Below are 13,332 nucleotides of genomic sequence, written 5' to 3' on the forward strand. Positions count from 1 at the left end.
TTTCCTTGATCAGCTCCCAGCCCAGGCCTACTCTGTTGCCTGCCCGCGATGAGCCGCCCACAAGGAAGGCCCCATGTTCGATTACCACGCCACTCTCAAAAAGCACTTCAGTGCCCTGCGCACCCGCGCCGAATTTTTCTCGCTGCGTTACGTCCGCGAATCCGGCCAAAACCTGTCGGTCCGCAAGAACGTTGCCGAGCCGCCACACCTGAACCACGACGAGGGCGCCATGCTCACCGTGCGTCTCAACGGCGTGGAAGCCTACGCCGCTACCAACGACATCTCGCTTGCCGGCCTGCAAGCCGCCCTTGAGCGCGCTGAACAGCAAGCCCGGCGGATCTTGCCCCACGCCCTGCTCGACCTGCACACGCAGCCGGTCTCCAGTGACGTCGCCGACTACCTGTCACCGGACCTCGACCAGCCCTTCCCGTCCTTGAGCGACTGCTACCAACTGTTGGGCGATGAGTCTGCCAGCGTGCCCAAGGACGAGCGCCTGGTCAGCTGGGAAGTCAGCCTGGGCACCACCCGCGTGGAGCAGATCTACCTCAACAGCGCCGGTGCCGAACTGCGCCAGGCTCAGCGTTTCGTCTACCCGGGCCTGAGCGTCACCGCGTTTGACGGCAACGACAGCCAGACCCGCACCCTGGGCGGCACCAACTTCGGCCAGCAAGGCAGTGCGAACGTGATTCGCCGCTTCGGCCTGGCCGGCACCGCCCGCCAGGTGGCCGACGAAGCCCTGCAACTGCTGCTCGCGCCCAACACACCCAACGGCCCGCGCGACCTGCTGCTGATGCCCGACCAGATGATCCTGCAGATCCACGAGTCCATCGGCCACCCGCTGGAGCTGGACCGCATCCTGGGTGATGAGCGCAATTACGCCGGCACCAGCTTTGTGAAGGCCAGCGATTTTGGCCACCTGCAATACGGCTCGCCCCTGCTCAACGTGACCTTCGACCCGGACATCCCCGAGCAGCTCGCCAGCTACAGCCATGACGACGACGGCACCCGCGCCACCAAGCAGTTTCTGATCTGCGACGGTTTGCTGCTCAAGCCACTGGGCGGCGCGCTGTCGCAATTTCGCTCGGGGCTCGGCGGCGTCGCCAACAGCCGCGCGTGCAGCTGGAACCGCGCGCCGATCGACCGCATGGCCAACTTGAACATCGAGGCCGGCGACAAAACCCAGGCCGAGCTGATCAGCGGCATCGAGCACGGCATTCTGATGAGCACCAACCGCTCATGGTCCATTGATGATGCGCGCAATAAATTCCAGTTCGGCTGCGAGTGGGGCCAACTGATCGAAAACGGCAAGCTTAAAGGCGTGGTGAAGAACCCCAACTACCGTGCGATTTCCGCGCAGTTCTGGCGCAAGCTCAGCGCCGTCGGCGACGCCAGCACGTTCAAGGTGTTGGGCACGCCGAACTGCGGAAAAGGCGAGCCCAACCAGGTGATTCGCGTGGGTCATGCGTCACCGGCGTGTGTGTTCAGTGATGTCGACGTATTTGGGGGAGATGCCTGATGAACAACTTCAAGGCACTGGTGGACTGGCTCAAGCAGGCCATCACCGATAAGGAACAATTTCACCTCGGCTACGCAGACGAATCATCCGAGTTCGTACGCTTCAACCACGCCCAGGTGCGCCAGGCCGGCCAGGTGCAACAGGCCAGCCTCAACCTCAAGCTGATCAACGACGGCCGCCACGCCGACCTCGGCATTACCTTGGCCGGTGAGCCGGAACTGGACCGCCAGCGCCTCGCCGATGGCCTGCAACAGTTGCGCGAAACCTTGCCTTTGCTGCCACAGGACCCGTACCTGCTGCTGAACCACAATGCCTGGCAAAGCCATAACGAGCAGCTACGACCGCTGCCGGAACTGGCCCAAGTGCTGGAAGACATCAGCCAGGCCGCAGAAGGCGTGGACCTGGTCGGCTTTTACGCTGCTGGCCCGATCACCCGAGGGTTCGCCAGTTCGGACGGCGCGTTTGGCTGGCATCAGGCCAACAGCTTCAACTTCGATTTCAGCCTGTTCCACGCCAACGGCGAAGCGGTCAAAGCCAGCTACGCCGGGCACACCTGGGACAGCGCCGAATTCAGCGCACGCTTGCAGCAGGCTCGCGAGCAGCTGGAATTCCTCGGGCGCCCGCTGCACAGCTTGCCGCCGGGCCAATACCGCGCCTACCTGGCTCCCGCGGCGCTGGAAGAAATCATCAGCATCATCACCTGGGGCGGGTTTTCCGCTCAGGCTATCGCCAGCAAAGCCAGCTCGTTGCAAAAGCTGTATGCCGGTGAGCAGTCGTTGAGCCCATTGGTCAAAGTCGATGAGCAGATCAGCGGCTCGCTGAGCCAGGCGTTCTCCACCGAAGGCTACCCGCGCGGGGATGTGACGCTGATCAACGGGGGCAAGGCCGAGGGCCAGTTGATCAACTCGCGCAGCGCCGCCGAATACGGCCTGAGCACCAACGGCGCCAGCAGCGACGAGTCGCCCAGCGCCTTGCAGATGGCGGCGGGCGGCCTCGCCCAGGCCGATATCCTCAAGCAGTTGGGCACCGGGCTGTACATCAGCAACCTGTGGTACCTGAACTATTCGGATTTACCGGCCGCCCGCCTGACCGGCATGACGCGCTTTGCCACGTTCTGGGTGGAAGACGGCGAGATCAAGGCGCCGGTCAGCACCATGCGCTTTGATGACAGCGTCTACAGTTTGCTCGGCTCGCAGCTCGAGGCGCTGACCGCTGAGCGTGAGTTGCTGTTGTCGGCCAGTACGTATAGCCAGCGCAATACCGCGTCCAACTTGTTGCCAGGCGCGTTGGTCAAACGCCTGACTCTCACCTTATAAGCACTGCGACTCCCCTGTGGGAGCTGGCTTGCCTGCGATAGCATCACTGCGGTGTCACTGATACACCGAGGTGACTGCATCGCAGGCAAGCCAGCTCCCACACTGTTCTGTGCTCGTTCCTTACACCCTCGTTTAGCTCCTTCCTACCGAAAAATCCCATCTCATACTTCTCCCCGTGCGGCATGTTGTCGCCCGTAAAAAACCTCGTTATAACGGTTAGTGGCACCCCGCCACTAACCCCACGTGTGCGCACGTGATGCATGACCTTGCCTGGATTGGGCAAGCTGGAGCGTTGACATGGACCATGGAAGTTTTGTCATAGAAGGGCTGTTCAAACACTACAACGTTCACGTTGAGCAGCTCGGTAACGATTCGGAAAAGAAAACCGTCCTGATGGTCAATGGGGCACTGTCCACCACCCGCTCCTTCGCCCGCACCAGCAAGTGCCTGGCGGAACACTTCAATGTGCTACTGTTCGATCTGCCGTTCTCCGGCCTTTCGCGCGAGTACAACAGCAACCTTGACCTGGTCACCAAGGACGACGAAGTCCAAATCCTGCGTGCCCTGGTGGAACGCTTCCAGGTCAGCCACCTGGTGTCGGCCTCCTGGGGCGGCATCTCCACGCTGCTGACCCTGGCGCACAACCCGCCCTCTATCGAAAGCTCGGTGGTGATGGCCCTGGCGCCCAACCTCAACCAGGCCATGCTCGACTATGTGGAGCGCGTGCGCGTGCTGATCGAAGCGGATGACAAATCCGCTGTCGGCCACCTGCTCAACGAGACCGTTGGCAAGTACCTGTCACCGCGCCTCAAGCGCAATAACCACCGGCACCTGTCGAACATGGCCACCACCGAGTACCGCCAGGCGCGCTTTCATATCCACCAGGTGCTGGGCCTGGGCGATGGCAACTACCTGCCGGCGCTCACGCAGATCGAAACGCCGGTGCATTTCATCAACGGCGCGCTGGATGAGTACACCCCGGCCGCGGAGGCCCAACTGTTCAAAAAATACGTGGGTCGCAGCACCTTCGCCGTCGCCGAACACACCGGCCACTTGCTCGACCTTGAATCACGCGAGGCTGCGCTGGCGGTACACCGGGCGCTGCTGGATTACCTGGTCGGAGCGCACGCGACATTGTCAGATTTAGACGAACCGCCAGTGGGAAAAGGAGCGACGGATGGCGCATAATCGCCGACACATAGCCTGCTAACAAAAAGGTAGCTCATGCCCAATCGCGCCCCTCTCGACGCCAAGACCGCCCGCTGGCTCCCCTGGGTGGTGGCGATTGCCTTCTTCATGCAGTCGCTGGATGGGACGATTCTCAACACCGCACTGCCGGCCATGGCCCGGGACCTCGCGGAAAACCCGCTGCGCATGCAAGGCGTGGTGATTGCTTACATGCTCACCGTCGCCTTGCTGATCCCGGCCTCGGGTTGGGTGGCCGACCGCTTCGGCACCAAGAGAATCTTCTTTGGCGCGATCATGCTGTTCAGCATTGGCTCGTTGCTGTGCGCCCTGTCCAGCAGCTTGACCATGCTGGTAGGCGCGCGGGTCATCCAGGGCTTGGGCGGCGCGCTGATGCTGCCGGTGGGGCGGTTGGTGGTCTTACGCGCTTATCCGCGCTCCGAGCTGGTGCGGATCATGGGCTTCATTACCATTCCCGGCCTGCTCGGCCCGTTGCTCGGCCCGACCATGGGCGGCTGGATGGTGCAATACCTGACCTGGCACTGGATCTTCCTGATCAACCTGCCGGTGGGCATGATCGGTTGTTACGCCGTGTGGAAACTCATCCCCGACCTGCGCGGCAGCGAGCGCACGCGTTTCGACAGCGTGGGGTTCGTGCTGTTTGGCGCGGCGATGGTGCTGATCACCATCGCCATGGAAGGCCTGGGCGAACTGCACTTGCCGCATTTGCGCGTGATGTTGCTGCTGTTTGGCGGGCTGGCGTGCCTGGCGGCGTACTGGCTGCGCGCCGGGCATATCGACAACCCGCTGTTCTCGCCGGTGCTGTTCAAGACGCGCACCTTTGCCGTGGGCATTCTCGGCAACCTGTTTGCGCGGCTCGGCAGCGGCGCGCTGCCGTTCCTGGTACCGCTGCTGTTGCAGGTGGCGCTGGGTTATTCGCCCTCGGAAGCCGGGATGAGCATGTTGCCGCTGGCGGCGGCGGCGATGTTTGCCAAGTCCATCGCCCGGCCGTTGATCGAGCGCCTGGGCTATCGCATCGTGCTGACCGGCAACACCCTGGCGCTGGGCATCATGCTGGCGAGCATGGGCCTGGTCAGCGAGCAGACGCCCTATCCGCTTCTACTGGGAATGCTGGCGGTGCTGGGCGCGATCAACTCCTTGCAGTTCACCGCGATGAACACCGTCACCCTGATCGACCTCGATGACGCCCAGGCCAGCAGCGGCAACAGTTTGCTTTCGGTGGTGGCGCAACTGTCCCTGAGCCTTGGGGTAGCGTGCGCCGGTGCGCTGCTCGGCGGTTTTACTGCCGAAGCGGGCAACGACGGGGTGGAAAGCGTGCTCGGCGCGTTCCAGCTGACCTTTCTCACCGTGGGCATCATGGCGATGCTGGCGGCGGCGATCTTCCTGCAACTGTCGCCAAAAGACGGCAAACGCGTGGTCAGCCCCGAGCACGACATTGAGCATTAGCAGCAGCGGCACGCTTCAAGCTGGAAGCCTCAAGCCTGCGGCTTGCAGCGCGTAACTTGCCGCTGCCCGCCTCCCCTCGTCTAGAACTTGCGAAGAAATCCGTAGCGGGCTGTTACACTGCGCGACATTTTGTTTTGCAGAGCCAGTCCCGTGACTACCATCGCCACCGCTTTTAATACTTTGCCGCTCTCCGCCGCCATGCTGGCTAACCTCGACTCGCTGGGTTATGTCGAGATGACGCAGATCCAGGCGCAAAGCTTGCCGGTGATCCTCAAGGGGCTGGACCTGATTGCCCAGGCCAAGACCGGCAGCGGCAAAACTGCCGCCTTCGGCATCGGTCTGTTGAACCCGATCAACCCGCGCTACTTCGGCTGCCAGGCGCTGGTGATGTGCCCGACGCGTGAGCTGGCCGACCAGGTGGCCAAGGAAATCCGTCGCCTGGCGCGTGCCGAAGACAACATCAAGGTGCTGACCCTGTGCGGCGGCGTGTCCCTCGGCCCGCAGATTGCCTCGCTGGAACACGGCGCCCACGTGATCGTCGGCACCCCGGGCCGTATCCAGCAGCACCTGCGCAAGGGTTCGCTGGTGCTGGACGGTTTGAACACACTGATTCTCGACGAAGCTGACCGCATGCTCGACATGGGCTTCTACGACGCCATCGAAGACATCATCAGCAAGACCCCGCCACGCCGCCAGACCCTGCTGTTCTCGGCCACCTACCCGGTGAGCATCAAGCAGCTGGCCTCCAAGTTCATGCGCGCGCCGCAGCAAGTGAAGGCCGAAGCGTTCCACTCCGACGACCAGATCGAGCAGCGTTTCTACGAGATCTCGCCGGAAGAGCGCATGGACGCCGTGACCAAGGTGCTGGCGCATTTCCGCCCGGCCTCGTGCGTGGCGTTCTGCTTTACCAAGCAGCAAGTGCAGGAAACCGTGGATCACCTGACGGCCAAGGGCATTTCCGCCGTCGGCCTGCATGGCGACCTGGAACAGCGCGACCGTGACCAGGTACTGGCGATGTTCGCCAACCGCAGCACCTCGGTGCTGGTCGCCACCGACGTGGCCGCGCGTGGCCTGGACATTGACTCGCTGGACATGGTGATCAACGTCGAATTGGCCCGCGACTCGGAAATCCACATTCACCGTGTAGGCCGTACCGGCCGCGCTGGCGAAACCGGCATCGCCATCAGCCTGGTGGCGCCGTCCGAAGCGCACCGCGCCCAGGCCATCGAGCAACTGCAGAAGTCGCCGCTGAACTGGGACCAGCTGGACAACCTCAAGCCACAAAGCGGCGGCCCGTTGCTGCCGCAGATGAGCACCCTGTGCATCGCCGCCGGCCGTAAAGACAAGGTTCGCCCGGGCGACATCCTCGGCGCATTGACCGGTGACGCCGGCATCCCCGGTGCCCAGGTCGGCAAGATCGCGATCTTCGACTTCCAGGCCTTTGTGGCCGTGGAACGCGGGATCGCCAAGCAGGCGCTGCAGCGTTTGAATGACGGCAAGATCAAAGGCCGTTCGTTGCGCGTGCGCATCCTGTAACAGCACCGCGTAGCCACTGTGGGAACCGAATCAATGTGGGAGCTGGCTCGCCTGCGATAGCATCACTTCGGTGTAACTGATATACCGAGGTGCCTGCATCGCGGGCAAGCCCGGCTCCCACAGAAGCCAGCTCCCACATTTGATTGCATTTCAGATCAATTTTTTTGTGAGGACATTGCTGTGCGCTCGACCGAAGTTGTGATCATTGGCGCCGGCGCCGCAGGCTTGATGTGCGCGCTGACGGCCGCCGGGCGTGGGCGCAAGGTGATGTTGATCGACCACGCGAACAAGGCCGGCAAAAAGATCCTGATGTCCGGCGGTGGCCGCTGCAATTTCACCAACATGTACACCGAGCCGGCCAACTTCCTCTCGCACAACGCGCACTTCTGCAAGTCTGCGCTGGCCCGCTACACCCAGTGGGACTTCATCGGTCTGGTGGCCAAGCACGGCGTGCCGTACCACGAGAAAAAGCTCGGCCAGTTGTTCTGCGATAACAAGTCCAGCGACATCCTCGGCATGCTGCTCGATGAATGCATTCAAGCCGGCGTGAGCATGCACCTGGACACGTCGGTTCAGGAGATTGCCAAGCTTGAAGCCGGTTATCAGTTGCAAACCACTCTGGGTGAGCTGCGCTGCGAATCCCTGGTGATCGCCACGGGCGGCCTGTCGATTCCGACCCTGGGCGCTACCGGGTTCGGTTATCAAGTAGCCAAGCAGTTCGGCCACGAACTGCTGCCGACCCGCGCTGGGTTGGTGCCGTTTACCATTACCGACCAGCTCAAGGACTTGTGCGCCGAGCTGTCCGGCACCTCGGTGGACTGCCTGGTCAGCTGCAACGACCAGAGTTTTCGCGAGAACATCCTGTTTACTCACCGCGGCCTGAGCGGGCCGGCGATCCTGCAGATTTCCTCGTACTGGGAAACCGGCGACACAGTGGAAATCAACCTGCTGCCCGACCACGACGCCCACGCCTGGCTGCAACAGCAACAGGTCGAGCGCCCCAACAGCGAGTTGAAAACCCTGCTGGGTGAGATCTTCACCAAGAAGATGGCCAACCTGCTGGCCGACACCTGGTTTGCATCCAAACCGATGAAGCAGTACACCCACGCCGAAATCGCCGACATCGCGCAAAAGCTGTCGAGCTGGCAACTGGTGCCGGCGGGCACTGAAGGCTATCGCACGGCCGAGGTAACGCTGGGTGGCGTTGACACGCGCGAAGTGTCGTCCAAGACCATGGAATCGCTGAAAAGCCCGGGGCTGTACTTCATCGGCGAAGTGCTGGATGTGACCGGTCACCTGGGCGGGTTCAACTTCCAGTGGGCCTGGGCGTCGGGCTACGCCGCCGCGCAATACGCCTGACGCCGCTTAAACCTTGAAATGCAAAACCCTGTGGGAGCTGGCTTGCCTGCGATAGCGGTGGTGAATCCAACATCGCTATCGCAGGCAAGCCAGCTCCCACATGTGTCTTGTGGTGTGCCTGGAAGTTATTTTGCGCATCGATGTGATCGCTACGCTTGCCGTGGCGTCCTTGATAGCTCAATTTAGCGGCATCGTCCCGGAAGACTCCAGACTTCATGTCATCGACCTCGTTCAAGCAGTCCATGCGGCGCCTGTGGGCGCTGGATAAATTCAGCTACAGCGTACGGGTGTTCATCGCCCTCACCGGCAGCATGGCGCTGTGCTGGTATCAGGACGAAATGACGCTGCTGATCCCGCTGTTCCTGGGGATTATCGCCAGCGCCCTGGCCGAGACCGATGACAGTTGGCAAGGCCGCCTCAACGCTCTGGCGGTGACGCTGGTGTGCTTCAGCATCGCCGCGCTGTCGGTGGAACTGCTGTTCCCTTACCCGTGGATGTTCGCAATCGCCCTGGCCCTGGCCAGTTTCTGCCTGACCATGCTGGGTGCGCTGGGCGAACGCTATGGCGCGATTGCTTCGGCGACGCTGATTCTGTCGGTGTACACCATGATTGGTGTGGACCAGCGCGGTGGCGCCGTCTCTGATTTCTGGCATGAGCCGCTGCTGCTGGTGGCCGGTGCTGCCTGGTATGGCGTGCTCTCGGTGCTGTGGCAGGTGCTGTTTTCCAACCAGCCGGTGCAGCAAAGCCTGGCGCGGCTGTTTCGCGAGTTGGGGCGTTATCTCAAGCTCAAATCGTCGCTGTTCGAACCGATTCGGCAGTTGGACGTGGAAGCGCGCCGCCTGGAACTCGCCCAGCAAAACGGGCGCGTTGTGGCAGCGCTGAATGCGGCGAAGGAAATCATCCTGCACCGCGTGGGCAATGGTCGGCCCGGCTCGAAGGTCAGCCGCTACTTGAAGCTGTACTTCCTCGCCCAGGACATCCACGAACGCGCCAGCTCCTCGCATTACCCGTACAACGCTCTGGCCGACGCCTTTTTCCACAGCGACGTGCTGTTCCGCTGTCAGCGCCTGCTGCGCCAGCAAGGCAAGGCCTGCCAGACCCTGGGCGAGTCGATCCAGCTGCGCCAGCCGTTCATTTATGACGACAGCTTTGCAGAAGCGCTGGGCGACCTGAATGCCTCGCTGGAACACCTGCGCATTCAGAGCAACCCGGCCTGGCGCGGTCTGCTGCGCTCGTTGCGCGCCCTGGCAGCCAACCTGTCGACCCTCGACCGCTTGCTCGGCGACGCCAGCAACCCCGACGCCCTCGCGGACGCCACCGACAGCAACCTGCTGGACCGTGCGCCACGCAACCTCAAGGAAATGTGGACGCGCCTGCGCACGCAACTGACGCCGACCTCGCTGCTGTTCCGCCATGCCTTGCGCCTGGCCCTGGCGCTGACCATTGGCTACGGCACCCTGCATGCGATTCACGCCTCCCAGGGTTATTGGATCATCCTCACCACCCTGTTCGTGTGCCAGCCCAACTACGGCGCCACCCGGCGCAAACTCGGCCAACGGATCATCGGCACGGCCATCGGCCTGACCGTGGCCTGGGCACTGTTCGACCTGTTCCCAAGCCCGCTGGTGCAGTCGCTGTTCGCCATCGCCGCCGGCCTGGTGTTCTTTATCAACCGCACTACCCGCTACACCCTGGCCACGGCGGCAATCACCTTGATGGTGTTGTTCTGCTTCAACCAGGTGGGTGATGGCTACGGGCTGTTCCTGCCACGGCTGTTCGATACGCTGATTGGCAGCCTGATCGCGGGCCTGGCGGTATTCCTGTTCCTGCCGGACTGGCAGGGCCGGCGCCTGAACAAAGTGCTGGCCAACACCCTGACCTGCAACAGCATCTACCTGCGCCAGATCATGCAGCAATACGCCGCCGGCAAGAGCGACGACCTGGCCTACCGCCTGGCCCGGCGCAACGCGCACAACGCCGATGCGGCGCTGTCCACCACGCTGGCGAACATGCTGATGGAGCCTGGGCACTTTCGCAAAGAAGCTGACGTAGGCTTCCGCTTTTTGGTGCTGTCGCACACCTTGCTCAGTTACCTGTCGGGGCTGGGCGCACACCGCGAAACCCAGCTGCCGGCCGAAGTGCGTGAGCACTTGATCGACGGCGCCGGCAACAGCCTGGCAGCGAGCATCGACGAGATTGCCACGGGGCTGGCCAACAAGCAGCCGATCGCAATTCAAAGCGACGCCGAAGAAGCCCTGGCAGCGGACCTGGAGCAGATGCCGGATGAGATCGATGAGGGGCAGCGGTTGGTGCAGACGCAGTTGGCGTTGATCTGCCGGCAGCTGGGGCCTTTGCGCACGCTGGCGGCGCACCTGATCAAGGACACCCGCGCGGCTTAATGGCTGCGGTGCTTCCTGTGGCGGGTGGGCTTCCTGTGGCGAGCGGGCTTGCCCCGCGTTGGGGCGCGAAGCGGCCCCAGAAAAGACCGCCACGGTGCATCAGGTAAATCAAGGTGTCAGGTATTGGGGCTGCTGCGCAGCCCAACGCGCGGCAAGCCCGCTCGCCACAAGAAGCCCGCTTGCTACAGGAAGACCGCTTGCCACGAGAAGCCTGCTTGGCACAATAAAGCGTTCACCCCACTCACATCCCATGCGCCTTCATCAGCCGTGCATAACTGCCATCAACCTTCATCTTGGCAATTTCCCGGTCGAAACCGGCAACAATCTGCGCATGCTCGGGGTTCTTCAGGCTGACCAGAATATGCAGGCTGTTTTCGCTCAACGCCTGGGGTAAAAACTCCACCGCATTGCGCACCCGTGGCGACTCGCGCGCCAGGTAATAGCGGGCGACATATTCGTCTTCCAGCGTCAGCCTCACGCGTTGCGCCGCGAGCATGCGCACGGCCATGGCGAAGTTATGCACCGGCACTTTCTGCAACTGCGCATCCTGGTCGAACGCCGCCGAATAGGCATACCCGCGCACCACGGCGATGGGCTCACCGTGCAGCTGTTCAAGGTTCTGATACTCAATGGGGTCGTCCCGGCGCTTGATAAACCGCACGCGGTTGAGCAGGTACTCAGCGGAAAACTGCCCCAGTTGCGTGCGCGCCTCGTCGTACCAGGCATTGATCAACACGTCATAGCGGCCATCACCCACGCCCATCAACGCGCGTGCCCAAGGTACCTGCTCAAAATCACTGGCGTAGCCGGCGCGCGCCAGGGCCGTGCTGACAATGTCGGTGGCCAACCCACCGTTGATCAATGTCGAATCAGTAAACGGTGGCCAGGCGTCCGCCACCAAACGCAGACGTTGTGCGACCGCTGGCGTGGTCAGCAACAACACTCCTATCAAAGCAACGGCACGAGAAAATCGCGGCATGCTTAAAGTCCTTGGCGGGCAGGCAGTGGCTTGATAACAGTAGCTCATCAATGAGCCTGCATTGCAGATTACACAAAGAACCGGGCCGCGCGCGCACGGAATGATGGCAAATTGACGCCATTCACAAAAATGCTGAATTTAGACAGTTCTGACCGTCACGCTTATTATCGGCTCCAGCCATTAACAAGAGAACACACCATGACGGTTAGTTGGGTCTGCAAACACCAGGAAGACTTGGGCAAGGACCAGCTCTACGCCCTTCTGCGCCTGCGCAGCGAGGTCTTTGTCGTTGAACAGCAGTGCGTGTATCCGGACCTCGACGGGCAGGACCTTTCGGGTGATACCCACCACCTGATGGCCTGGAAAGATGACGAGCTGGTGGCCTACCTGCGGCTGCTGGACCCGCAATCCCAGGGCGGTGACGTGGTGATTGGCCGAGTGATCGTCGCGCCAGTGGCACGCGGCACCGGGCTGGGCCATCAAATGATGGAAGAAGCCCTCAAGCGCATTGACGACATCTGGCCTGAAACGCCGATCTTTCTGTCAGCCCAGGCGCATTTGCAGGGGTATTACGGGCGGTACGGGTTTGTGGCTGAGGGTGAGGAATACCTGGAGGACGATATTCCGCACATTGGTATGCGGCGTCAGTGAGGGCGCCATCGCAGGCAAGCCAGCTCCCACCTTTGGCAGCGTTCACAACTCAACAGGTGGGAGCTGGCTTGCCCACGATGAGGCCAGACCAACCACCAGCAGGTGTCAGGGATAACCCAACACCTGCTTGATCGCCCCCAGATTCGCCTCGATCCACTTGCGGTCAATCGCCCCCCAGCTACGAATCCGATAGCGCCCGGCATGATTGCGCGCGCCGTCTTCCTGCTCGAACTCACACAGGATATCCAGGTCGGCCAATGCCGCAATCGTGTCCTGCGCCGTGCGCCGCGGCATGCCGGTGGCGTCGGTCAACGCCGGGACGCTGCTGGCCAGCCCGCTGTCGATCAGGTACGCCACGTACAGGCGGCGGTAGAAACTGCTTTTGGTCTTGCTCACGTCCATGCTTGGTCGCCTGGTGAGGTTAGGGCTTGCCCTGCAAGTCGCGATACGTGAGGTACACCCGCAGGTCGAATTCCACCTGATGGTAGCCGGGCATCATGTATTCGCAGAGTTTGTAGAACGCCTTGTTGTGGTCCGATTCCTTAAAGTGTGCCAGCTCGTGCACCACGATCATGCGCAGAAATTCCGGCGCCGCCTCTTTGAACAACGCCGCGATGCGAATCTCTTTCTTGGATTTGAGATTGCCGCCCTGCACCCGTGAAATCGTGGTGTGCAGGCCCAAGGCGCGGTGGGTCAGGTCCAGGCGGTTGTCGAACAGCACTTTGTCGATGGCCGGCGCGTTACGCAGGTGTTCCTGCTTCAAGGCCAGGGCATAGCTGTACAACGCCTTGTCACTTTGCACCGCATGGCGCTCGGGGTAGCGTTGCTCCAGGTAGGCGCCCAACTGATCCTTGGCGATCATCTGGCGCACTTGCTCCTGGAGCGCTGCGGGGTAAGCCTGGAGGTATTTCAGCGCGGTCATGG

Annotated in this window: 11 protein-coding genes; 8 read left to right on the forward strand and 3 right to left on the reverse strand. The window is 62.1% G+C overall.

Features of this window, described 5'->3' with window-relative positions; all coding sequences use genetic code 11:
- Positions 1-73 precede the first annotated feature (73 nt).
- The 7 genes from ABWL43_RS27030 (at position 74) to yccS (ending at position 10,778) form a co-directional block, all read left to right on the forward strand.
- On the forward strand, positions 74-1,516 hold the full coding sequence (locus ABWL43_RS27030) for a TldD/PmbA family protein (RefSeq protein WP_404485571.1): 1,443 nt from the start codon (positions 74-76) through the stop codon (positions 1,514-1,516).
- A complete protein-coding gene (locus ABWL43_RS27035) occupies positions 1,516-2,832 on the forward strand; it encodes a TldD/PmbA family protein (RefSeq protein ID WP_404485574.1) in 1,317 nt (438 codons plus the stop codon). The genes ABWL43_RS27030 and ABWL43_RS27035 overlap by 1 nt, the downstream gene beginning before the upstream one ends.
- 297 nt (positions 2,833-3,129) lie before the next feature.
- Positions 3,130-4,020: an alpha/beta fold hydrolase gene (locus tag ABWL43_RS27040; RefSeq protein ID WP_404485576.1), complete on the forward strand. Its 891-nt coding sequence runs from the start codon at positions 3,130-3,132 to the stop codon at positions 4,018-4,020.
- A gap of 36 nt (positions 4,021-4,056) precedes the next feature.
- Positions 4,057-5,484, forward strand: coding sequence for a multidrug transporter subunit MdtD (gene mdtD, locus ABWL43_RS27045; RefSeq protein ID WP_404485579.1), 1,428 nt, complete (start codon positions 4,057-4,059; stop codon positions 5,482-5,484).
- Between the two features lie 198 nt (positions 5,485-5,682).
- Complete coding sequence (gene dbpA, locus ABWL43_RS27050) at positions 5,683-7,020, forward strand: ATP-dependent RNA helicase DbpA (protein WP_232626477.1); 1,338 nt, start codon at positions 5,683-5,685, stop codon at positions 7,018-7,020.
- 180 nt (positions 7,021-7,200) lie between these two features.
- A complete protein-coding gene (locus ABWL43_RS27055) occupies positions 7,201-8,379 on the forward strand; it encodes an NAD(P)/FAD-dependent oxidoreductase (RefSeq protein ID WP_404485582.1) in 1,179 nt (392 codons plus the stop codon).
- 215 nt (positions 8,380-8,594) lie between these two features.
- Positions 8,595-10,778 carry a YccS family putative transporter gene (yccS, locus tag ABWL43_RS27060; protein WP_145157603.1) on the forward strand — a complete coding sequence of 728 codons (2,184 nt, stop codon included), beginning with the start codon at positions 8,595-8,597 and terminating at the stop codon, positions 10,776-10,778.
- A gap of 241 nt (positions 10,779-11,019) precedes the next feature.
- Here the strand turns inward: yccS and ABWL43_RS27065 are convergent, their stop codons facing one another.
- Positions 11,020-11,757, reverse strand: a complete 738-nt coding sequence (locus ABWL43_RS27065; protein ID WP_242200609.1) for an ABC transporter substrate-binding protein — start codon at positions 11,755-11,757, stop codon at positions 11,020-11,022.
- A gap of 198 nt (positions 11,758-11,955) precedes the next feature.
- Here ABWL43_RS27065 and ABWL43_RS27070 point away from each other — a divergent pair, with 198 nt between their 5' ends.
- Positions 11,956-12,408 (forward strand): GNAT family N-acetyltransferase, encoded by a 453-nt coding sequence (locus tag ABWL43_RS27070; protein ID WP_145157608.1) that lies wholly within the window; start codon positions 11,956-11,958, stop codon positions 12,406-12,408.
- Between the two features lie 105 nt (positions 12,409-12,513).
- Here ABWL43_RS27070 and ABWL43_RS27075 read toward each other — a convergent pair whose 3' ends face one another.
- Together ABWL43_RS27075 and ABWL43_RS27080 are read right to left on the reverse strand one after the other, a co-directional pair.
- Entirely contained in the window at positions 12,514-12,810 is a 297-nt protein-coding gene (locus tag ABWL43_RS27075; RefSeq protein WP_106575620.1) for a helix-turn-helix domain-containing protein, read from the reverse strand.
- Positions 12,811-12,829: 19 nt separating this feature from the next.
- Positions 12,830-13,330 (reverse strand): M48 family metallopeptidase, encoded by a 501-nt coding sequence (locus ABWL43_RS27080; protein WP_094949103.1) that lies wholly within the window; start codon positions 13,328-13,330, stop codon positions 12,830-12,832.
- Positions 13,331-13,332 lie beyond the last annotated feature (2 nt).

Source organism: Pseudomonas sp. HT11 (assembly GCF_044875395.1).
GTDB lineage: Bacteria > Pseudomonadota > Gammaproteobacteria > Pseudomonadales > Pseudomonadaceae > Aquipseudomonas.

Bases quoted from the DNA above. Each gene is read 5' to 3' on its own strand.
- ABWL43_RS27030 (WP_404485571.1), top strand. From the start codon at position 74: ATGTTCGATTACCACGCCACTCTCAAAAAGCACTTCAGTGCCCTGCGC.
- ABWL43_RS27035 (WP_404485574.1), top strand. From the start codon at position 1,516: ATGAACAACTTCAAGGCACTGGTGGACTGGCTCAAGCAGGCCATCACC.
- ABWL43_RS27040 (WP_404485576.1), top strand. From the start codon at position 3,130: ATGGACCATGGAAGTTTTGTCATAGAAGGGCTGTTCAAACACTACAAC.
- mdtD (WP_404485579.1), top strand. From the start codon at position 4,057: ATGCCCAATCGCGCCCCTCTCGACGCCAAGACCGCCCGCTGGCTCCCC.
- dbpA (WP_232626477.1), top strand. From the start codon at position 5,683: ATGCTGGCTAACCTCGACTCGCTGGGTTATGTCGAGATGACGCAGATC.
- yccS (WP_145157603.1), top strand. From the start codon at position 8,595: ATGTCATCGACCTCGTTCAAGCAGTCCATGCGGCGCCTGTGGGCGCTG.
- ABWL43_RS27065 (WP_242200609.1), bottom strand. From the start codon at position 11,757: ATGCCGCGATTTTCTCGTGCCGTTGCTTTGATAGGAGTGTTGTTGCTG.
- ABWL43_RS27070 (WP_145157608.1), top strand. From the start codon at position 11,956: ATGACGGTTAGTTGGGTCTGCAAACACCAGGAAGACTTGGGCAAGGAC.
- ABWL43_RS27075 (WP_106575620.1), bottom strand. From the start codon at position 12,810: ATGGACGTGAGCAAGACCAAAAGCAGTTTCTACCGCCGCCTGTACGTG.
- ABWL43_RS27080 (WP_094949103.1), bottom strand. From the start codon at position 13,330: ATGACCGCGCTGAAATACCTCCAGGCTTACCCCGCAGCGCTCCAGGAG.